Below are 19,754 nucleotides of genomic sequence, written 5' to 3' on the forward strand. Positions count from 1 at the left end.
CCGGACAGATCCGGCCGGGCCTCGGAAGCTGCTCCGTTTTGGGGAGCAGGTTGCGAGGGGCAGCGGGTCAGCCGGGCTGCGGCCCGGTCGCGACCGGGCGCGACGGGTCACGGATCCACTCGCTCCACGAACCGGGGTAGAGCACCGAGTCGACGCCGAGCACGGCCAGCGCGAGCATCTCGTGGGCTGCGGTGACGCCGGACCCGCAGTAGACGCCGACGGGCCCGGCCTGGGCGTCCCTGCCGACCGTCACTCGCTTCCAGACCTCCGCGAGGTCGCGCCGGAACGTGCCGTCCTCGGCGAGCCAGGCTGCTGTGGGGCTGTTGACCGCCCCCGGGACGTGGCCGGCGACGGGGTCGATCGGCTCGGTCTCGCCGGCGTAGCGCTCGGGCGCGCGGGCGTCGAGGAGCAGGCCGTCGCGCGCCAGCCGTGCCGCGCCCGCAGCATCGAGCGTCGGCAGTTGCCCCCGGCGCACCTCGAAGTCGCCGTGCCGGTCGGCGGCATCCTCGGTCGAGACGGGCAGTCTGGCGGCGACCCAGGCGGCATACCCGCCGTCGAGCACGCGCACGTCCGGGACCCCGGCCCAGCGCAGCACCCACCAGGCCCGCGCGGCGGCATACGACTCCCGACCGTCGTAGGCGACGACGCGGCTGTGCTCGGTGATGCCGCAGCGACGCAGCCAACGCTCGAGGACGGCCGGCTCGGGCAGCGGGTGCCGCCCGCCGTCGCCAGGGGGAGCGGCCAGCTCGGTGTCCAGGTCGACGAAGAACGCGCCCGGCACGTGGCCGGCGTCGTAATCCTCCCGACCCGCGGGGGAGTTCGCCGTCGTCAGCGCCCAGCGGACGTCGAGCACGACGACGTCCTCGATCTCGTGGGCGAGCTCCGCGGCGGTGATGAGGTGGGTCACCGGGCCATCGTGGCATCCTCGCCGTGTGCGTGCTCACCTGGTCCTCGTGCACGGGTCGCGCCTGTCGAGCGCCCAGTGGGCACCGCAGGTCCCGCTCCTGCGTGACGAGGTCGACCTGACGCTGGTCGACCTCCCCGGTCACGGGCGGCGCGCCGAGGAGGAGTTCACCCTCGCCCGCTGCGTCGAGGTCATCGACGAAGCCGTTCGCGCCGTCCCGGCCGGCACCCCGGTCGTGCTCGTCGGCCACTCCCTGGGCGGCTACGCCGCGATGGCGTATGCCGCAGCCCACCAGGATGCCCTCGCCGGGCTCGTCCTCGCGGGCGCGAGCGCCACCCCCACCGGCCCCGGCGCCGCGCTGTACCGCGGGGTGGCGGCACTGACCGACTGGCTCGGGCCCGAGCGCATGACCCGGATCAACGACCGCGTCCTGCGCCGGCTCTACCCGGCCGAGCGCATCGACCCGGTCATCGCCGGCGGCTACTACTTCGACCAGACCCCCGCCGCATGGCGCGAGGTCATGACGCACTGCCGGCCGTCGATGCTGCACGCGGTGCGCTGCCCCGTGCTGCTGCTCAACGGGCAGTTCGACCAGTTCCGCGTCGGTGCCCGGGCCTACCTGCGCGCCTGTCCCGGCGCCCGTGCCGAGATCGTCAGGCGGGCGAGCCACTTCGCCAACCTCGACCAGCCGGAGGCCTTCGCCCAGGCGGTCCTGCGCTTCGCGCAGCGGGTCGTCGATTCGGCGCCTCGGGCCTGATCGGGGACAATCGGGTCCGTGACCGACGTGATGAGCCCTCCCGTCCAGGAGACCGGAGCCGTGCTGCCCCCGCTGCACATCGGTCGTCACGTCATCGAGTCGCCGGTCGTCCTCGCCCCGATGGCCGGCATCACGAACCGCGCCTTCCGGCGGCTGTGCCGTGAGTACGGCAACGAGGGCACCGCGATCGGCGGCGCCAGCGGCTCGACGAGCCTCTACGTCAGCGAGATGATCACCTCGCGCGCGCTCGTCGAGCGCACTCCCGAGTCGATGCGCCTCATCGAGCACGACCCCGACGAGAACCCCCGCTCCATCCAGCTCTACAGCGTCGACCCGGCGACGGCCCGGGCGGCCGCGCGGATGCTCGTCACCGAGGACCGCGCCGACCACATCGACCTCAACTTCGGCTGCCCCGTGCCCAAGGTCACCCGCAAGGGCGGCGGCTCGGCCCTGCCGTGGAAGAAGGACCTCTTCAAGGCCATCGTCGGCGCCGTCGTCGAGGAGGGTGCCAGGCGCGACATCCCCGTCACCGTCAAGATGCGCAAGGGCATCGACGACGAGCACCTCACCTTCCTCGACGCCGGCCTGGCCGCCGAGGCGGAGGGTGTCGCCGCGGTCGCGCTGCACGGCCGGACCGCGGCGCAGGCCTACTCCGGCACCGCCGACTGGAGCGCCATCCGGATGCTCAAGGAGACCGTGACGAGCATCCCCGTCCTCGGCAACGGGGACATCTGGTCCGCGGAAGACGCCCTGCGCATGGTCCGCGAGACCGGCTGCGACGGCGTTGTCGTCGGCCGAGGCTGCCTCGGCCGCCCGTGGCTCTTCACCGACCTCGCGGCAGCCTTCGCCGGCACCTCGGCGCGGGTGACGCCGACCCTCGGGGAGGTCGCAGACACGCTTCGCACGCACACGGCATACCTCAGCGACTTCTACGGCGAGGAGGAGCGCGCCTGCCGAGACATCCGCAAGCACATCGCCTGGTACCTCAAGGGATTCCCCGCGGGGTCGACCATCCGCAACTCGCTCGCGCTCGTCGACTCGATGGCGGCGCTGGACGCCCTGCTCGCCTCTCTCGACCCTGACGAGCCGTGGCCCGGCGAGGCCGCGGAGGGCCAGCGCGGACGCGCCGGGTCATCCCGAACCGTGGCGCTGCCCGACCGCTGGCTCGAGTCGCGCGAGCTGTCCGAGGAGCACCGCCGCACCATCGCCGAGGCGGAGCTGTCGGTCAGCGGCGGCTGAGGCTCACTTCAGCCAGACGTTGAGCGGCCCGATCCGCTCGCACCCGGCCGCAACCGCGGCGTCGACGCTCGCACCGGCCTCCCACCCCACCAGGGGTATGCCGCCCGCGACCTCGCGCGCGACAGCTGCGCCCGCAGCCCACGCCCTCTCCACGTCCCCGTCGCGGGAGAAGAGGTTGCCGAGCCCGGCGACCTCGCCCGTGACGTTGACGATGGCGCCCGCGACGACCGGGGACGCCGGGTCGTCGGACGCCCGGGTGCCGAGGACGTGGACGCCCGGTTCGCCAAGCAGCGACGGGCGCAGGATGGCCTCCGCGTCCGGGTCGCTCGCCCACGCGCGCACCCAGTCGGCCACCTCGCGAGGGGTCGTGAACCGCTGCCACGCGCTGCCCGTCCCCGGAGTCGGCACCGAGGGGTCGAGCCACACCCACTCGCCCACGACGATACGAGCGAAGTCCTCCATCGACAGGTCCAGGCGGGCCCACGAGTCCTTGACCGAGCAGCCGTCCGAGGCGTCCACCCGTGCCAGCACGTCGTACTCCCCGGCCCCGGGCGAGAGGGTCACGGCGTCGGGGTAGTAGGGGGGTGTGCGCGTCGACGCGGTCCAGGCCACCTCATCGGTCGAGCACGAGACCCCGTGCGAGCGCGCCACGGCGTCACACCAGAGGGCGTTGTTGCGGGCGGCGAGGGCGATGCGATCGGTCACGTCGTCGATCCTCCCAGCGTCGGAGGTCACTGGCAGGATCGGGTCATGCGTGAGGGTGGTTCCGCGGATCGGCCGGCGATCTTCTTCGACGACGCCGAGGACTTCCGGGCCTGGCTCGAGGCCAACCACGAGAGCGCCACCGAGCTGTGGATGGGCCTCCACAAGAAGCACGTCGAGGACCGGGGGCTCCAGTGGGCCGAGGCCGTGCGCGAGGCGCTGTGCTTCGGCTGGATCGACTCCATGTCCCAGCGCATCGACGAGGACGCCGTGCGCCAGCGGTGGACGCCGCGCAAGCCGGGCAGCAACTGGAGCACGGTCAACATCAACGCCGTGGCCGAGCTCAGGGCGGCCGGGCGGATGCGTCCTGCCGGGCTGGCCGCGTTCGCCCGGCGGCGTGAGGACCGCTCGGGCGTCTACGCCTACGAGAACCGCGAGCGCACCTGGCCCGACCGCTATGAGGCGATGCTGCGCGCCGACGAGCGCGCGTCGGCCTTCTGGGACGGGGCCACGCCGTCCTACCGCAAGGTCGCGACGAACTGGGTGCTGACGGCCAAGCAGGAGGCGACCCGCGACAAGCGCATGGCCGAGCTCGTCGAGGACTGCGCCAACCTGCGCCTCATCAGGATGCAGCGCTACGGCACCGAGCCGGCCTGGGTGCGGCGGATGCAGACCGAGCTCGGCTGAGCCGACGTCAAGGTCGGATGAGGGTCAGCGCTTGGCCTTCGGGGGAATGATCTCGGTGTGGTCCTTGGCCGCGGACTTGGCGTGCTTGTCGGCACGCTTCTCCTTGAGCGATCTGGCCTTCGTGGACATGTGGGACTTCGGTGACTTGTCGCCCATGGCGCGCTCCTGAGGTTGGAAGCCTGAGCGGCTCCATGACTCAGTATGCGCCCAGGGTGCGGTGCCACGGTGGCCTGCGTCTTGCCGCATAGAGTTCCGATGTGGGCTACGAGGTGCGGGACCGGGAGCGCTGGGTCGCGGAGGACCCTGCGCAGAAACGGGCCGACCGCGACGACTTCGCCCGCGACCGGGCGCGGGTGGTCCACTCGTCCTCCCTGCGCCGCCTCGCCGCCAAGACCCAGGTCCTCGCTCCGGGTCACGACGACTTCGTCCGCAACCGCCTGACGCACTCGCTCGAGGTCGCGCAGATCGGGCGCGAGTTCGGCGCAGCCCTCGGCTGCAACGCGGACGTCGTCGACACCGCGTGCCTGGCCCACGACCTCGGCCACCCACCGTTCGGGCACAACGGAGAGACCGTCCTCGACGAGATCGCTTCTGGCATCGGCGGATTCGAGGGCAACGCGCAGACCCTGCGCCTGCTCACCCGACTCGAGGCCAAGCGTGCGCACCCCGACGGCACGTCCGCCGGACTCAACCTGACGCGGGCGAGTCTCGACGCGACGACAAAGTACCCGTGGGGGCGCGGCGACGGGCCGGACGGGACGCGGAAGTTCGGCGTCTACCCCTCCGACCAGCCCGTCTTCGACTGGATCCGCGAGGGTGCCGAACCGCGAGCCCGGTGCCTCGAGGCCGAGGTCATGGACTGGTCCGACGACGTCGCCTACTCCGTCCACGACGTCGAGGACGCCATCGCCTCGGGCTGGATCGACCCGCGCGTGCTCCACTCCCGCGACATGGCCGACGTCATCGACGTCGCGGGTCGCACCTACGCCCCCGACCTCGGGGCCGACGCGCTGGGGGGCGCGCTGGAACGCGTCCTCGCCTCGGGCGCGGTGCCCACGGCATACGACGGCTCACGGGGTGACCTCGCCCGCCTCAAGGACATGACGAGCCGGCTCATCGGGCACTTCGTCCTCGTCGTCGAGCAGGCCACGCGCGAACGGCACGGCCCGGGGGAGCTGTGCCGATTCGAGGCCGACCTCGTCGTGCCCGACGACACGCGCGCCGAGTGCGCGGTCCTCAAGGCCCTGGCCAACCACTTCGTGATGACCACCGACGAGCGGCTCGCGGTCATGGCGGGCCAGCGGGACGTCGTGCGTGCCGTCGTCGAGGCGTATGCCGTCCGGCCCGAGGAGCGCCTCGACGCGGCCTTCCGCGCCGACCACGCCGCTGCGGCCGACGACGGCGGACGACTCCGGGTCGTCGTCGACCAGGTGGCCTCGCTGACCGACGTGCGGGCCCTCGCCCTCCACAGCCAGTGGTGCCGGTGACGGGGCCCGGCTGGGCGAGCACCTAGAATCACGGGCAGCGACAGGAGGCAGATGGCGGGGTTGATCAATAGCGAGGACATCGCGGCGGTCAAGGCGCGGTCGTCCATCGAGGACGTCGTGCGCGAGCACGTGACGCTGCGCTCCGCCGGTCCGGGGTCGCTCAAGGGCCTGTGTCCCTTCCACGACGAGAAGACGCCGTCCTTCAACATCCGTCCCGCCGTCGGCGCCTGGCACTGCTTCGGGTGCCAGGAGGGCGGCGACGTCATCTCCTTCATCCAGAAGGTCGACCACCTCAGCTTCTCCGAGGCCGTGGAGCGACTGGCCTCGAAGCTCGGGATGGAGCTGCGCTACGAGGACGGGGCGCGACCCCGTGAGGAGGGGCTCGGGCGGCGCAGCCGCCTCATCGAGTCGCACCGGGTCGCCGAGGAGTACTACACCGATCTGCTCCTCAGCAGCCAGGCCGCTCGCACCGCCCGCGACTTCCTCCGCGCCCGCGACTTCAACAGCGAGCACGTCAAGCAGTTCGGGATCGGATTCGCCCCGCGCGGAGGAGAGGACCTCGTGCGGCACCTGCGTGCGAAGGGCTTCACCGACGACGAGCTCGTCACCGGAGGCATCGCGGGCCGCGGTTCGCGCGGGCTCTACGACCGCTTCCGGGGCCGGCTCGTCTGGCCGATCCGTGAGATCACGGGCGACACCGTCGGCTTCGGGGCGCGCCGGATCTTCGACGACGACCGCATCGAGGCGAAGTACCTCAACACCTCCGAGACACCGATCTACAAGAAGTCGACCGTCCTCTACGGCCTCGACCTCGCGAAGAAGAAGATCTCCCAGGGCCGGCAGGCCGTCGTCGTCGAGGGCTACACCGACGTCATGGCCTGCCACCTCGCCGGGGTCGAGACCGCGGTCGCCACGTGCGGCACGGCGTTCGGTGCCGACCACATCAAGACCCTGCGGCGCCTGATGCGCGATGAGGCCGGCCTCGCGCCGGCCAAGGTGATCTTCACCTTCGACGGCGATGCCGCCGGGCAGAAGGCCGCGATGCGGGCCTTCGCCGACGACGAGAAGTGGACCTCCCAGTCCTTCGTCGCCGTCGAGAAGTCGGGCAAGGACCCGTGCGAGCTGCGCCAGGCCGGCGGTGACCCGGCGGTGCAGGCGCTGATCGAGGACGCCGTGCCGATGTTCGAGTTCGCGGTGCGCACGACGATCAAGCGCTTCGACGTCGCGACGGCGGAGGGGCGCATCCAGGCCGTCCGCGCCGTGGCGCCCATCGTCGCCTCCATCCGCGACCAGTCGCTCCGCCCGGAGTACACCCGCGAGGTCTCCGGCATGCTCGGGCTCGACGTCGAGCAGGTCGCGACCGAGGTCTCCCGGGCGGGCAAGATCAAGGTCGAGGAGGACGCTCGCGCCGACCGCAACGGCGGTGACGCCCGGAGCGGTCGGGACGGCCGTGGCGGTCGTGACGGTCGCGACGACGGCGAGCCGAGCGCGGCGGAGACCGCCGGGGTCATGCCGGTACCCGACCGGCGCGACCCCGTGGTGCACGCCGAGCGGCAGCTGCTCCAGGTGCTGCTCCAGTTCCCCACGGTCTTCAAGCCCGGCGCCATCGACCTGCTGACGCCCGACGCCTTCTCGGCCCCGGCACACCGTGCGGTCTTCGACGGCATTCGCATCGCCCACCACACCGGTGACAAGGCCAACGCCCGGGCGTGGACGTCAGCCGTCACCGAGGCTGCTCCCGCGCCCGTCGCGGGCTTCGTCAGCGAGCTCGCCGTGGACACGCTGCCCACGCGGATGGACCCCAACACCGGGCTGCCGACGTCGCGCTACGTCGACGAGCTCTTCGCCCGGGTGCGCACCATCGCCCTGACGCGCCGGATCGCCGACGCGATGAGCGAGATGCGCCGTCTCGACCACGCGGAGACCCCGGCACCCGACCGCACCCGCGAGCTCGGCATGCAGCTGCAGACCCTCCAGCGCGAGCTGGCGACGATCAAGGCGGGAATGGGCTGATGGCACTCTTCGATCGGCGGCGCCGACCGGCGCTGCCTGCGGATGTTCGGGCGGCCGTGCCGCTCGAGAGCGGGGAGCGGCTGCTCGCTTGGGCGCGTGACGAGGTGAGCGGCGCGCACGTCGTCGCGACCACCCACCACCTGGCCCTCGTCGACGCCGGCGGTGGTCTCGTCTGGAGCCGCCCGTGGCACGAGGCGGAGTCCGGCACGTGGCAGGGGGAGTCGTCCCAGCTCACGGTGACGTGGGTCGACCGCGGCGCGCCGGAGCGGTGGCGACTGACGGAGCCCTCACTCCTCCAGCAGGCCTTGCGCGAGCGGCTCCAGGCCAGCGTCGTGCTCGCCGACGAGTTCCGCACCGCAAAGCGCCGCACGGTGCGCGTCGTGATCCGTCAGGACCTCGCCAGCGGCGAGCTGCTCGAGCAGACCATCCCCGGCAAGGGGGCCGACCTCAGCGACCCGCTGGTGGCCCGTGAGGCGGCGCAACGGATGGCCCGTCTGCGCTCCGAGGTGGGTCGGTGACAGCCGTCGCCGCCGGGTCTGCGCGGACCCGGGAGCCGGCCGACGGGGAGCTCGCGACCCCGATTTAGTGCCGGCCCAGTCCCTTTGCTATGGTTTCCCAGCAGCATTCCCCTGTAGCTCAATTGGCAGAGCAGCCGGCTGTTAACCGGCAGGTTATTGGTTCGAGTCCAATCGGGGGAGCCCAAGAATGGGGCCCCGTCACCAGTGGTGACGGGGCCCCTTTCCGTATGCCCTCGCGCTGAGTGGGAGGACGTCTGCGGCTCTCGGTCAGCGGCTCGCCGCGTCGCCGGTGTAGACGCCTGTGCCGCCGATGCCGTCGGTGGGGGTGTCCACCGTGCCGGCGCCCGTGACACCGGTCGCGGGGCCGCCCCGGCGACGACCACGGCCGCGGCGGTTGAGGCGGCGCTCGACCCGGCCGGCGACGACCGTTAGGCCGTAGTTCAGCAGGATGAAGATGACCGCGACGAGGATGTAGGCCGCGATCGTGTTGCTGTAGGCCGTGCCGATGTCCTTGGCCGCCTGGAGCAGCTCCGGGTAGAGCACGGCGGTGCCGAGGGCGCTGTCCTTGAGGATCACGACCAGCTGGCCCACCAGGGCCGGCAGCATTGCTGTCAGAGCCTGCGGCAGCTGGATGGAGCGAAGCGTCTGGCCCTGCGTCAGGCCGATCGAGAGACCCGCCTCAGCCTGTCCCTTGGGCAGCCCGAAGACCCCGGACCGGACCAGCTCCGCGATGACGGAGCCGTTGTAGAGCGTCAGACCCGTCACGACGGCGGCGAGCGGGTTGAGGTCGTTGGTGAAGACGCCGTTGTCGGAGTAGTAGCGGTAGGTGAAGTACATCATCAGCAGCACCGGGACCGAACGGAAGAACTCGACGACGACACCGCATACCCAGCGCACCGCTCGCACGGGCGAGAGGCGACCGAGACCGAAGACGAGCCCGAAGGCGATCGCGAGCACGATGGAGATCGCGGAGGCGATGAGCGTGTGGATCAGGCCCGGGATGAGGTAGGCGGTCCACACGTCGGCCGTGAAGAGTGAGGTCCACATCGAGGGCTCGAGCTGACCCTGCGCGGCGAACTTCCACAGGACGAGCGCGACCCCGCCCGCAGCAAGGATGAACCCGACGACGGTCAGGATCGCGTGGCGACGCCGGGCCCGTGGCCCGGGCGCGTCGAAGAGGACGTTCTGGGCACTCATCGCTTCACCGCCAGGCGCCGCGACAGGGACGTGAACAGCATCCCGACAGGCAGCGTCAGGATGACGAAGCCCATCGCGAAGATGAGGAAGACACCGAGGCTCGCCGTCTCGTTCTCGATGATCTCGCTCATCAGCAGCGAGGCCTCGGCGACGCCGATGACGGACGCGACCGTGGTGTTCTTCGTCAGGGCGATCAGCACCGAGCCGAGCGGCGCGATGGATCCTCGGAAAGCCTGGGGGAGGATCACCTCGCGCAGGCTCTGCGTGAACGTCAGCCCGATCGACCGAGCGGCCTCGGCCTGCCCGACCGGCACGGTGTTGACACCGCTGCGCAGTGCCTCGCAGACGAAGGCGGCGTGGTAGACGGAGAGCCCGACGATCGCCCAGCGGACGTTGTTGTCGACGATCGACGTCGGGGACTTCGGGTCGGCCAGGTTGATCTGCAGGATGTAGAGCACACCCAGTGAGCAGAAGACGAGGATGAGGGTCAACGGCGTGTTGCGCACCGTGTTGACGTAGAAGGTGCCCAGGCGGCGCAGGACCGCGATGGGAGACACCCGCATCACGGCGAGGACCGTGCCGATCACCAAAGCCCCGATCGCGGAGAAGATGGTGAGCCTGATGGTCATCCAGAACGCGCCGAAGATCGCGTACTTGTCGAAGAGGTCGAGCACTGCGCCCCTTTTCGCGGGTGATTGACACCGTTACCGGGTCGTGCGATCACCCTCGGTGACCGCACGACCCGATGAGCCGGCTGGGGTGGTCAGGAACAGGCAGCCGGCGTCGGCGGGTTGCCGGGGCCCGGCTTGTAGTTGGCCGGTCCCAGGTTGTTCGCGATGGCCTTGTCGAGCGAGCCGTCGCTCTGCATCTTCTTGATCGCGTCGGTGATCTTCTGGCAGAGGGCCGTGTCGCCCTTCTTGAGGCCGATGCCGTAGTTCTCGGTCGAGAACGGCTTGCCGACGAGCTTGAACTTGCCCTTGTTCTCGGGCTGCGCGGCGAAGCCGGCGAGGATCGCGTCGTCCGTCGTCAGGGCGTCGACGCCCCCGGTGGCCAGCGCCGGCAGGCACTCGGAGTAGGTGGCGAACTCCTGCAGCTGCACGGTCTGGGCGAACTTGTCCTTGACCTTCTGCGCGGACGTCGAGCCCTTGACCGAGCAGAGCTTCTTGCCGTTCAGGCTGTCGGGACCGGTGATGGAGGTGTCGTCGGCGCGGACGAGGAGGTCCTGGCCGGCCACGAAGTAGGGGCCCGCGAAGGAGACCTTCTCCTTGCGCTTGTCGGTGATGGAGTACGTCGCGACGATGAACTTGACCTGACCCGTCGAGATGAGGTCCTCGCGCTGCGCGCTCGGGGCCTGGACCCACGTGATCTTGTCCTCGGGGGTGCCGAGCTCCTTGGCGACGTACTTGGCGACGTCGATGTCCATGCCGGTGTAGTCCGTGCCCTTCTTCAGGCCGAGGCCGGGCTGGTCGAACTTGATGCCGATCTTGATGCCGTCGGCGCCTCCGCTGCCGCTCCCGCTGTTGCCGGAGCCGCACGCGGCGAGCGTGAGCGCCAACGTCGCAGCCGCCGCAACGGCTCCGAGTCGTCGTGCCTTCATGTGAGTTCCTCCTGAGTGGTTGCAGCGGCGCGGTGCGCGCCGCTCCCTGTCGTTCGCCGTAGCTGGTTCAGATGGTTCAGCTGGTTCAGTGGGTGAGGATCTTGCCGAGGAAGTCCTTGGCGCGGTCGCTCCTGGGGTTGGTGAAGAACTCCTGCGGCGTGCCCACCTCGACGATCTGGCCGTCGGCCATGAAGACGACACGGTCGGCCGCCTTGCGGGCGAAGCCCATCTCGTGGGTCACGACGATCATCGTCATGCCCTCCTTGGCCAGGCCCACCATGACGTCGAGGACCTCGTTGACCATCTCCGGGTCGAGCGCCGACGTCGGCTCGTCGAAGAGCATGACCTTCGGTCCCATGGCCAGGGACCGGGCGATGGCGACGCGCTGCTGCTGGCCGCCGGAGAGCTGCGCGGGGTACTTGTCGGCCTGCGCCTCGACGCCCACGCGCTTGAGCAGCGCAGTCGCCTGCTGGTCGGCGTCGGACTTCGACTTCTTGCGCACCTTGATCGGCCCGAGCGTCACGTTCTCGCGAATCGTCTTGTGGGCGAAGAGGTTGAAGGACTGGAAGACCATCCCCACGTCGGCGCGCAGCTGTGCGAGCGGCTTGCCCTCCTCGGGGAGCGCCTTGCCGTCGATCGAGATGGTGCCGGACTCGATGGTCTCGAGCCGGTTGATGGCACGGCACAGCGTCGACTTGCCCGAGCCGGACGGTCCGAGGACGACGACCACCTCGCCCTTGCCGACCGTGAGGTTGATGTCGCGCAGAACGTGCAGCTCGCCGAAGTGCTTGTTCACCCCGTCGATGACGACCATGGGGTCACGAGGCGTGTCCGGGGTGCGGTCGCTCGGCGCCGCGGTGTCGGGTTTCACGTCGTCCATCCGGGAAACCTATCGGCTCCGGCGGTCAGCAAGCACACTCCGCGCCGAGCGTGCCCGAATCGTGAGGCGTCCGTCCGGGACACCACGAGCCGGCGGGAGTGTCAGGAAATCAACATATCGGGCGCGCCTGCCCGAGGGGTGGCCATCTCGGTCAGGCGCAGCGCGCGGCTAGCTCGCAGTCAGGGAAGTCGTGCCGGAGCCCGCGGACGAGCTGCTCGACGGGCTCGATGGAGCGGCTGACGGTGTGGTCGGTGCATCCGTCGTGGTCGTGGTCGTGGTGGTCGTGCCGGTCGACGGATCGGTCGTCGTGCTCGGCGGCGTCGTCGTAGTCGGCGGGACGCTCGTGGTCGGCGGATCGGTCGTGGTCGGCGGCACCGACGTCGTGGTCGGCGGCACCGACGTCGTGGTCGGCGGGACCGTCGTGGTGGTCGGTGACGGCGCGGTGCTGGTGGGGGTGGGCGTCGACGTGGTCGGACCGGGCGTACTGGTCGTCGTCGATGGTGTCGCCGTCGTCGGCGTGCCGCTGGGCGTCGTCGGTCCGGACGTGGTCGGTGTCGTGGTCGGCGGCCGGCCGCCCGTGCTGGTGGGCCCCGAGGGGATCACGCTGGCGTCGGTGATCGGGACGTCGCCGTCGGCCACGGTGTCGACGAGACGGCTGGCCGGGTCGAACACGAGGTGCGGCACGGCGGCATACGGCACGGAAGCTGCGTCTGAAGGCGGGAAGCCGAGGTACGGGGCGGGGTCGACATAGCGATCGTCGACGATGACGTCGAAGTGCAGGTGGCAGCCGGTCGACCAGCCGGTCGTGCCGCTGAGGCCGATGACCTGCCCCTGCTTGACGACCTGGCCCTCCGTGACGAGGAACGCGGACTGGTGACCGTAGGCGGTCTTCAGTGTCGGGCTGTGCTGGATGATCGTGCGTCCGCCCCACGAGGCGGAGACCCGGGCATAGACCACGACGCCGTCCGCCGCCGCGCGGATCGGGGTGCCGCACGCCGCGGCGAGGTCGATGCCGGTGTGGAACATCGGCCGGCCGAGCAGGGGGTGGATGCGCGGGCCGAAGGGCGAGGTCTCGCCGCCGGGCACGGGGTGGATGAAGAGCGGCCGCCCGATGATCGGGGCCGCGATGGCCTCCGCCGTCGCCGGGGCGAGGCTGATCGAGGGGAACATGAAGAGGCCGCCCCCGATCCCGGCCGTGAACGCCGAGCCTGCAGGGGCGGTCGCGGCGGCGTCGGTGACGTCGGTGACCGCGGTGACGTCGAGCGTCGAGAGCTCGGCTCGTGCCCGGTCCACGGCATCAACGGCCTCCTGCACCGCGGTGGAGGACCCGGCTGCCAGCACGACGGACGCGACCGGTGCCGCCGGGCCGGTGCCGCCGAGGAAGGGCAGCAGCGCGAAGAGCACCAAGATGGCGGCAAAGGGCACGAAACGGCCCCTGACCCGGATGCTCACGACGCGTGGAGCGGTGCGCTCGCCGGCGTCTGTCACCGTCAACTCAGCCCCCCTCGAGCCACTTCTGGTCTCACCGTCGACACTCCTGGGCAAGGTGTCCCCCGACACCGGAGCCCGGACCGACTCGCGCCTCGACGCGCCGGTAGCGTCCACCATAGGTCGGCGGGTTGCGGGCCGGGTCGTTCCGGCAAAACCCGAGGCGACCCGATGCGGCAATCTTGCGCAAACCCCGGCATTTCGGGACTGCCGATCTTGCAGCCCGCGGGGCACTGTTGTCAGTGCGGGGGAGGAAGACCGACCGAACAGTGGGGACGGGTCGGAGTAGAACCGGTCGGGGGATGACCGGGGTGGGAGTCTGCCGGGGGAGTCGGCGGAACCCACCCCGGCCAGCGGCACCGGGCCCGTGGGCCGCGCCGAAGGACGACGGCCCGGCCCCGACCAGGGCCGGACGCCCCTAGGCTGAGGGCGTGAACCCGGGGGAACCCCCGCCCGAGCCTGACGACGTCGCGGACGGTCCCACGCCGTCCTTCGCGGAGCTCAAGGAGCTGCTCGCGTTCCGGCCCTTCCGCAACCTGTTCCTGGCCGGGACCTTCTCCAGCTTCGGGGACTGGCTGGCGCTGCTCGGCACGACGGCGCTCGCGGCCGAGCTCGCCCGCGGCGGGGTGGGCGAGTACCTCGCCGTCTCGGGCGTCTTCATCCTGCGCATCGCGCCGGCCGTGCTCCTCGGCCCGCTGGCCGGTGTCGTCGCCGACCGGCTCGACCGGCGCCGCACGATGATCACCGGCGACCTCCTGCGCGGTGCGCTCTTCGTGTCCATCGCGCTCGTCGGGACCCTCTGGTGGATGTACGTCGCGATCGTGGTGATCGAGTGCATCTCGCTCTTCTGGAACCCCGCCAAGGACGCGACAGTGCCCAACCTCGTGCCCCCGGAGCGGCTCGAGATGGCCAACCAGCTGGGACTCGTCGGCAGCTACGGCACCGCGCCGGCAGCGGCCCTCGTCTTCTCGGGGCTGTCGCTGTTCAGTGAGCCCCTGCAGTCCCTGGTCCCCGGCCTCGACCCGGAGGGCGTCCTCCTCGCGCTGTACCTCAACGCCGCGACCTTCCTGGCCAGCGCGTGGATCGTCTGGCGGCTCACGTTCCCGCCCAGGGCGGCGACCGCGACCCTGGCGGGGGAGTCCATCTACCGCACCGTCGCCGACGGCCTGCTCGTCGTGCGGGAGCGGCCCTTCGTCCGGGGGCTCATCGCCGGCATGCTCGGCGCCTTCGCCGGCGGTGGGCTCGTCGTCGGACTCGCGACGCGCTTCGTCGAGGACATGGGCGCCGGCTCGCCCGGCTACGGCATGCTCTTCGTCGCCGTCTTCACCGGCATGGCAGGCGGCATCATCGTGGGGCCGCGCCTGCTCGCCGGGCTGTCCCGGCCGCGGATCTTCAGTGCGGCCCTGACGAGCACGGGCCTGCTGCTGCTCGCCCTCGCCCTCGTGCCGACCCTGCTGCTCGCGCTGCCCCTCGCGACGGTGCTCGGCGCCCTCATCGGCGTCGGATGGGTGGTCGGCTACACGTTGCTCGGACTCACCGTCGAGGACGAGGTTCGCGGCCGCACCTTCGCGCTGGTCCAGTCGCTCAACGGCGTCGTGCTCGTCCTCGTCCTCGCCCTGGCGCCGCTCCTCGCGGCGGCCTTCGATGCCGTGCTGTCCCTCCCGCGCACCATCACCGTCGGGGCGCTGGACCTCAGCTACACGGGCGCCACGGTGACCTACCTGCTGGCCGGGATCGCGATGTCGACCGCCGGGGTGGGGGCATGGCGGGCGATGAACGACCAGCCGGGCGTCTCCCTCGTGAGCGAGTACCGCCTGGTTCGGCGGCGGCGCCGCGCGACCTGACCTCAGACCGCACTGCCGTCGCGTCCATCACATGCGGGCGTCCGGCAGCCACAGCTGTCCGGTCCGGCGAGAATGGGAGCGTGGCCGCGTGGCAGCATGACCTCCTCCCCGAGCCGCCCAGCCCGCCCCCGACGGCGAGGTGGGCAGACCTCGACGGCCCGGTGCACTACGTCGACTACGGCGGACCGGAGGGCGGGCCGCTCCTGCTGCTCGTGCACGGTCTCGGCGGTTCCGTCCTCAACTGGGCCGCGGTCGCGCCGACGCTCGCCGAGACGTGCCGGGTCCTGGCGATCGACCTGGTCGGCTTCGGTCGCACGCAGCCGTTGGGGCGCTCGCCGCACATCGACGCCAACCGCGACCTCCTGGCGCGCTTCGTCGACGAGGTCGTCGGCCACCCGGTCATCCTGGTCGGGAACTCGATGGGTGGCCTGCTCGCCATGCTCCTCGCCGACGCCCGCCCCGACCTCGTGAGCGGGCTGGTGCTCGTCGACCCCGCAGTGCCTGTGGGTCCGACGGCTCGCCCCGACCCCCTCGTCACCGTCATGTTCGGGGCGTATGCCGTCCCCGCCGTCGCGCGCGGCTTCCTGGCCCGCCGGCGCTCGCTGCTGTCCGCCGAAGGACAGGCCATGGCCGTGCTCCGGCTCTGCTGCGTCGACACGACGCGGGTGCCGGCGCACGTCGTGCAGCAGCACCTCGAGCTCGCCCGGGAGCGTCAGGACTACCCGGACGTCGACGCCGAGCTCATCGTGGCGGGGCGCTCGCTGATCCTCGTCCTCGCTCGCCGTCGCTGGCTATACGCGCTGATGGAGCGCATCACCGTCCCCGTGCTGCTCCTCCACGGGGCGAGGGACCGGCTCGTCCCCGTCGCCGCGGCGCGAGCGGTGGCGAAACGGAACCCGGAATGGCGCTTCGAGGTCGCTGAGGACGTCGGGCACGTGCCCCAGCTCGAGGCGCCGGGCTGGACCATCGACCGGATCCGTGACTGGCTGGTCGACGAGGGCGCGGTCGCCGTGCTTGCGGCACGGCCCTGAGACTGCCGATCCCGGCACTCACGTGCTCACGGCACTCACGGCACTCACGGCACTCACGGCACTCACGGCACTCACGGCACTCACGGCGTCCGGGCGACCTGGCCCGCGTAGAGGCGGTCGATCTCGGCGGCATACCGCTCGACGACCACCGCGCGCTTCACCTTGAGCGTCGGCGTGAGCAGACCGGACGCGACGGTGAAGGCCTCCGACAGGACGACGAAGCGCTTGATGCCCTCCGCGTGCGACACAGCGGCGTTCGCGTCGTCCACGGCCGACTGGAGCGCGGCCACCAGCTCGGGGTCCTCGCGGAGGTCCTCGACCGGGGCCTGGTCAGGATGGCCGTGCTCCGCCCGCCACTGCGGCAGCACCTCCGCGTCGAGGGTGAGCAGCGCCGCGACGTACGGGCGACGGTCGCCCACGACGACGCACTGGTCGACCAGCCAGTGGGCACGGAGCCGGTCCTCGAGCACGGCCGGGGCGACGTTCTTGCCGCCGGCCGTCACGATGAGGTCCTTCTTGCGGCCGGTGATCGTCAGGTAGCCGTCGGAGTCGAGCGCGCCGAGGTCACCCGTTCGGAACCACCCGTCGGCGTCGAAGGCCGCTCGCGTGGCCTCGTCGTTGTGCCAGTAGCCCTCGAAGACGACGCCGCCCTTGATGAGGACCTCGCCGTCGTTCGCGATGCGCACGGCGCACCCGGGCACCGGTCGACCGACCGTCCCGATGCGCTGCTGTCCCGGCAGGTTGAGCGTGACGCCGGCGCACGTCTCGGTCAGGCCGTAGCCCTCGAGGGGATTGACGCCGACACCGCGGAAGAAGTGGCCGAGGCGCGTCCCCAACGGGGCCCCGCCGCTGGCGATGAAGTCCACCCGTCCACCGATCGCCGCGCGGAGGCGACCGTAGACGAGGCGGTCGAACAGTGCGTGACGCAGCCTCAGGAGGCGCCCGGGGCCGCCGTGGTCCAGCGACTCGCTGAAGTCGCGGGCCGTGGTCTCGGCCAGGTCGAAGATCCAGCCCTTGCCGTCCGACGCCGCGCGGTGCTTCGCCGTGTTGTAGATCTTCTCGAAGACGTAGGGCACGGCGAGGACGACCGACGGCTGGAAGTCCTCGAGCAGGGCGGCGGCCTGCTTGGCGTCGCTGCTGTGGGCGAGGTGCACCCGGTTGTGCACGGCGCACAGCTGGATGGACCGCGCCAGGATGTGGGCGACGGGGATGAAGAGCAGCGTCCTGCTGCGGTCGTTGAAGACGAGCTCCGTGACGTTGTGGCCGGCCAGGACGTTTCGGATCTGGGACAGCAGGTTGGCGTGGGTGATCGCGCAGCCCTTGGGGCGCCCGGTCGTCCCGGACGTGTAGATGATCGTGGCCAGCGACGCGCTCGTCCGTGAGGTGCGCCGGGTCTCGACCTCGGATGGCTCGAGGCCGCGACCTGACGCGGCGAGCGTGTCGAGGTCGGCAGAGTCGAAGCTCCACACCTGCCGGAGGTCGCTCAGGCTGTCTCGAACGGACGCGACGGTGTCGGCGAGGGCCGCGGTCGCGACGAACACCCCGGACGCGCCCGAGTCGCGCAGGATCCACTCCACCTGCTCCGCGGACGACGTCTCGTAGATCGGCACGGTGACCCCGCCGGCGGTCCAGATGGCGAAGTCGCAGACCATCCACTCGAAGCTCGTTCCCGCGAAGATCGCGACGCGGTCGCCCGGGGCGAGGCCCCAGGCCATCAGGCCGCCCGCGAGCTCGGTCACCTGCTCCGCGAGCTGCGCGTGGGTGACCGGCAGCCAGCGTCCACCGACCCCGCGCGAGTAGCCGACCTCGGAGCCGTGCAGCCGCGCGTTGGCCACGACGTCGTCCGTCAGGGTGTCGTGCAGGGCGGGGGTGTAGCAGGCCGGCTCAGCTGTTTCGTGCATGACGCGCCTCGGAACGGTTCGTGGGCGGGGTGAGGGAGACGAGCGCGGTGATCGACTGCTCGATACCGTCGGAGAGCACGTCGAGGTCGGGGACGGAATCGCGATCACCGGTGACGCCCCAAGCCAGCCCCCCGGCATACGACGCGATGCCGATCGTGACCCGCAGCTCGGCCCCGAGCGGGATGTAGGGGTAGAGGTCGGTCATCCGGCGCCCCAGCAGGTAGAGCGGTGTCCGCGGCCCGGGGACGTTCGTCGTCACTGTGCTGAAGGTCCGCTGCGGGCTGTGCGCCCACGTCTTGACGCCGAGGGCGAGCAGCCTTCCCGGCAGCAGGTCGGCCGCTCCCAGGAGGGCGTCGACCCCGAGCGCGGTCCCGCTGTTCTTCAGCGCGTCCAGCTGGGAGGTGATGGCATGGAGCCGGTCGAGCGGGTCGGCCAGGCCGATCGGCAGGTCTGCGAAGACGGCAGACACCCGGTTGCCGAGCGTGCCGTGCTCGTCGGCGTGACGGGTCGAGACGGGCACCATCGTGCGCAGGCTCCGGCCGTCGACCAGCCGGCCCCTGGAGAGCAGGAGCGACCGGAAGCCGCCGGCGACGGCCGCGAGCACGACGTCGTTGACGGTCCCGCCGTGATGGTTCTTCACCGCCTTGACCGCGTCGAGGTCGGCGCGCACCCACCGCCAGTCGCGACGGGGGCCGATCGGGCCGTTGAGCCCGAGCTCGAGGTGCGCGAGCTGCTCGCCGAGGTGGGCCATGCCGACGACCTCCGCCACGCTCGTCGGGAGCGCCTGGGGTCGCAGCGCCCTGGCCAACCGGTCGACCGCCCGGAGCGGGCTCGACGCCAGCTCGACCATGGCGTCCAGCGCCAGCCGGGCCTCCGTCGGCTCGGGCGCGGGCCGCCACGGCGGCGGTGGCGCCTCACGGGGATGTAGGGGTGTGCGGGGGGTCGGCGACAGCAGCACGCTGATGATGTCGCTCCCGGAGATGCCGTCGATCATCGCGTGGTGGTTGGTGTTGACGAGGGCGAAGCGTCCGTCCCGGAGCCCTGTCACGAGCCAGGTGTGCCACAGCGGACGGCGGAGGTCGAGCGGTTGGGAGATCAGGCGTACGGCCAGCCGTCGCAGCGCGTCGTCCGTGCCCGGCGGACGCAGCCGTCGGTGTCCCACGTGGTCGTGCAGCCGGAACTGCGGGTCGTCGACCCAGATCGGCAGCGCCAGCCCCAGCGGCACCGACCGCACGTGCTGGCGGTAGCGCGGGAACTGAGGAAGGAGTGCCTCGATGGCGCGGCACACCTCAGCGTGAGTGGGGGCGGGCCCTTCGAAGACGAGGGCGGATCCGACGTTGAGCTGTTGCACGTCACGTTCGAGGTGCAGGAAGGACGCGTCGAGGGGACTGAGCCGCTGCATACTCGCAGTCTGTGCCGGAGGGCGGGTTCCCCACACCGGCCATTGGTCCCGGCGCTCGGCCTTTTGCCGGGTCATTCGTGCCGGTTGGCGACGAACGACGCCAGACG

General features: G+C 71.3%; 18 protein-coding genes and 1 tRNA gene. 9 read left to right on the plus strand and 10 right to left on the minus strand.

Annotation, left to right across the window (positions count from 1 at the left end; translation table 11 throughout):
• Nucleotides 1–67: 67 nt before the first annotated feature.
• Complete coding sequence (locus AB4030_RS19870; RefSeq protein WP_442280935.1) at nucleotides 68–907, minus strand: sulfurtransferase; 840 nt, start codon at nucleotides 905–907, stop codon at nucleotides 68–70.
• Nucleotides 908–932: 25 nt separating this feature from the next.
• Between AB4030_RS19870 and AB4030_RS19875 the strand changes: the two genes are divergently transcribed.
• Nucleotides 933–1,661 carry an alpha/beta fold hydrolase gene (locus tag AB4030_RS19875; RefSeq protein ID WP_442280936.1) on the plus strand — a complete coding sequence of 243 codons (729 nt, stop codon included), beginning with the start codon at nucleotides 933–935 and terminating at the stop codon, nucleotides 1,659–1,661.
• Between the two features lie 30 nt (nucleotides 1,662–1,691).
• On the plus strand, nucleotides 1,692–2,900 hold the full coding sequence (gene dusB, locus AB4030_RS19880; protein WP_442280987.1) for a tRNA dihydrouridine synthase DusB: 1,209 nt from the start codon (nucleotides 1,692–1,694) through the stop codon (nucleotides 2,898–2,900).
• A gap of 3 nt (nucleotides 2,901–2,903) precedes the next feature.
• On the opposite strand, the gene AB4030_RS19885 is transcribed toward dusB, so the two are convergent.
• Entirely contained in the window at nucleotides 2,904–3,605 is a 702-nt protein-coding gene (locus AB4030_RS19885; protein ID WP_442280937.1) for a hypothetical protein, read from the minus strand.
• 45 nt (nucleotides 3,606–3,650) lie between these two features.
• Here AB4030_RS19885 and AB4030_RS19890 point away from each other — a divergent pair, with 45 nt between their 5' ends.
• Nucleotides 3,651–4,289, plus strand: coding sequence for a YdeI/OmpD-associated family protein (locus AB4030_RS19890; RefSeq protein WP_442280938.1), 639 nt, complete (start codon nucleotides 3,651–3,653; stop codon nucleotides 4,287–4,289).
• A gap of 24 nt (nucleotides 4,290–4,313) precedes the next feature.
• Here the strand turns inward: AB4030_RS19890 and AB4030_RS19895 are convergent, their stop codons facing one another.
• Entirely contained in the window at nucleotides 4,314–4,445 is a 132-nt protein-coding gene (locus AB4030_RS19895) for a hypothetical protein (RefSeq protein WP_020142547.1), read from the minus strand.
• A gap of 101 nt (nucleotides 4,446–4,546) precedes the next feature.
• Between AB4030_RS19895 and AB4030_RS19900 the strand changes: the two genes are divergently transcribed.
• The 4 genes from AB4030_RS19900 to AB4030_RS19915 all read left to right on the plus strand — a co-directional run bounded on the left by AB4030_RS19900 (nucleotide 4,547) and on the right by AB4030_RS19915 (nucleotide 8,487).
• A complete protein-coding gene (locus tag AB4030_RS19900) occupies nucleotides 4,547–5,776 on the plus strand; it encodes a deoxyguanosinetriphosphate triphosphohydrolase (protein WP_442280939.1) in 1,230 nt (409 codons plus the stop codon).
• 51 nt (nucleotides 5,777–5,827) lie between these two features.
• On the plus strand, nucleotides 5,828–7,789 hold the full coding sequence (gene dnaG / locus AB4030_RS19905; RefSeq protein WP_442280940.1) for a DNA primase: 1,962 nt from the start codon (nucleotides 5,828–5,830) through the stop codon (nucleotides 7,787–7,789).
• Complete coding sequence (locus AB4030_RS19910; RefSeq protein WP_442280941.1) at nucleotides 7,789–8,307, plus strand: hypothetical protein; 519 nt, start codon at nucleotides 7,789–7,791, stop codon at nucleotides 8,305–8,307. Before dnaG ends, AB4030_RS19910 begins: the two co-directional genes overlap by 1 nt.
• A gap of 107 nt (nucleotides 8,308–8,414) precedes the next feature.
• Nucleotides 8,415–8,487, plus strand: a tRNA-Asn gene (locus AB4030_RS19915).
• Nucleotides 8,488–8,574: 87 nt separating this feature from the next.
• Here AB4030_RS19915 and AB4030_RS19920 read toward each other — a convergent pair.
• The 5 genes from AB4030_RS19920 to AB4030_RS19940 form a co-directional block, all read right to left on the minus strand.
• Nucleotides 8,575–9,504 carry an amino acid ABC transporter permease gene (locus AB4030_RS19920; protein ID WP_442280942.1) on the minus strand — a complete coding sequence of 310 codons (930 nt, stop codon included), beginning with the start codon at nucleotides 9,502–9,504 and terminating at the stop codon, nucleotides 8,575–8,577.
• Nucleotides 9,501–10,178, minus strand: coding sequence for an amino acid ABC transporter permease (locus AB4030_RS19925; RefSeq protein WP_442280943.1), 678 nt, complete (start codon nucleotides 10,176–10,178; stop codon nucleotides 9,501–9,503). Before AB4030_RS19925 ends, AB4030_RS19920 begins: the two co-directional genes overlap by 4 nt.
• 89 nt (nucleotides 10,179–10,267) lie before the next feature.
• Nucleotides 10,268–11,101: a glutamate ABC transporter substrate-binding protein gene (locus tag AB4030_RS19930; protein WP_442280944.1), complete on the minus strand. Its 834-nt coding sequence runs from the start codon at nucleotides 11,099–11,101 to the stop codon at nucleotides 10,268–10,270.
• An 85-nt stretch (nucleotides 11,102–11,186) separates the two neighbouring features.
• Complete coding sequence (locus AB4030_RS19935) at nucleotides 11,187–11,915, minus strand: amino acid ABC transporter ATP-binding protein (protein WP_442280988.1); 729 nt, start codon at nucleotides 11,913–11,915, stop codon at nucleotides 11,187–11,189.
• A gap of 234 nt (nucleotides 11,916–12,149) precedes the next feature.
• On the minus strand, nucleotides 12,150–13,469 hold the full coding sequence (locus tag AB4030_RS19940; protein WP_442280989.1) for a M23 family metallopeptidase: 1,320 nt from the start codon (nucleotides 13,467–13,469) through the stop codon (nucleotides 12,150–12,152).
• Nucleotides 13,470–13,900: 431 nt separating this feature from the next.
• Here AB4030_RS19940 and AB4030_RS19945 point away from each other — a divergent pair, with 431 nt between their 5' ends.
• Complete coding sequence (locus tag AB4030_RS19945; protein WP_442280945.1) at nucleotides 13,901–15,313, plus strand: MFS transporter; 1,413 nt, start codon at nucleotides 13,901–13,903, stop codon at nucleotides 15,311–15,313.
• A gap of 80 nt (nucleotides 15,314–15,393) precedes the next feature.
• Nucleotides 15,394–16,344: an alpha/beta fold hydrolase gene (locus tag AB4030_RS19950; protein ID WP_442280946.1), complete on the plus strand. Its 951-nt coding sequence runs from the start codon at nucleotides 15,394–15,396 to the stop codon at nucleotides 16,342–16,344.
• 80 nt (nucleotides 16,345–16,424) lie between these two features.
• On the opposite strand, the gene AB4030_RS19955 is transcribed toward AB4030_RS19950, so the two are convergent.
• Nucleotides 16,425–18,245 (minus strand): AMP-dependent synthetase/ligase, encoded by a 1,821-nt coding sequence (locus tag AB4030_RS19955; protein ID WP_442280947.1) that lies wholly within the window; start codon nucleotides 18,243–18,245, stop codon nucleotides 16,425–16,427.
• Entirely contained in the window at nucleotides 18,229–19,647 is a 1,419-nt protein-coding gene (locus AB4030_RS19960; RefSeq protein WP_442280948.1) for a wax ester/triacylglycerol synthase family O-acyltransferase, read from the minus strand. Before AB4030_RS19960 ends, AB4030_RS19955 begins: the two co-directional genes overlap by 17 nt.
• Nucleotides 19,648–19,754 lie beyond the last annotated feature (107 nt).

It is taken from the genome of Terrabacter sp. 2YAF2 (assembly GCF_052114705.1).
Classification (GTDB): domain Bacteria; phylum Actinomycetota; class Actinomycetes; order Actinomycetales; family Dermatophilaceae; genus Terrabacter.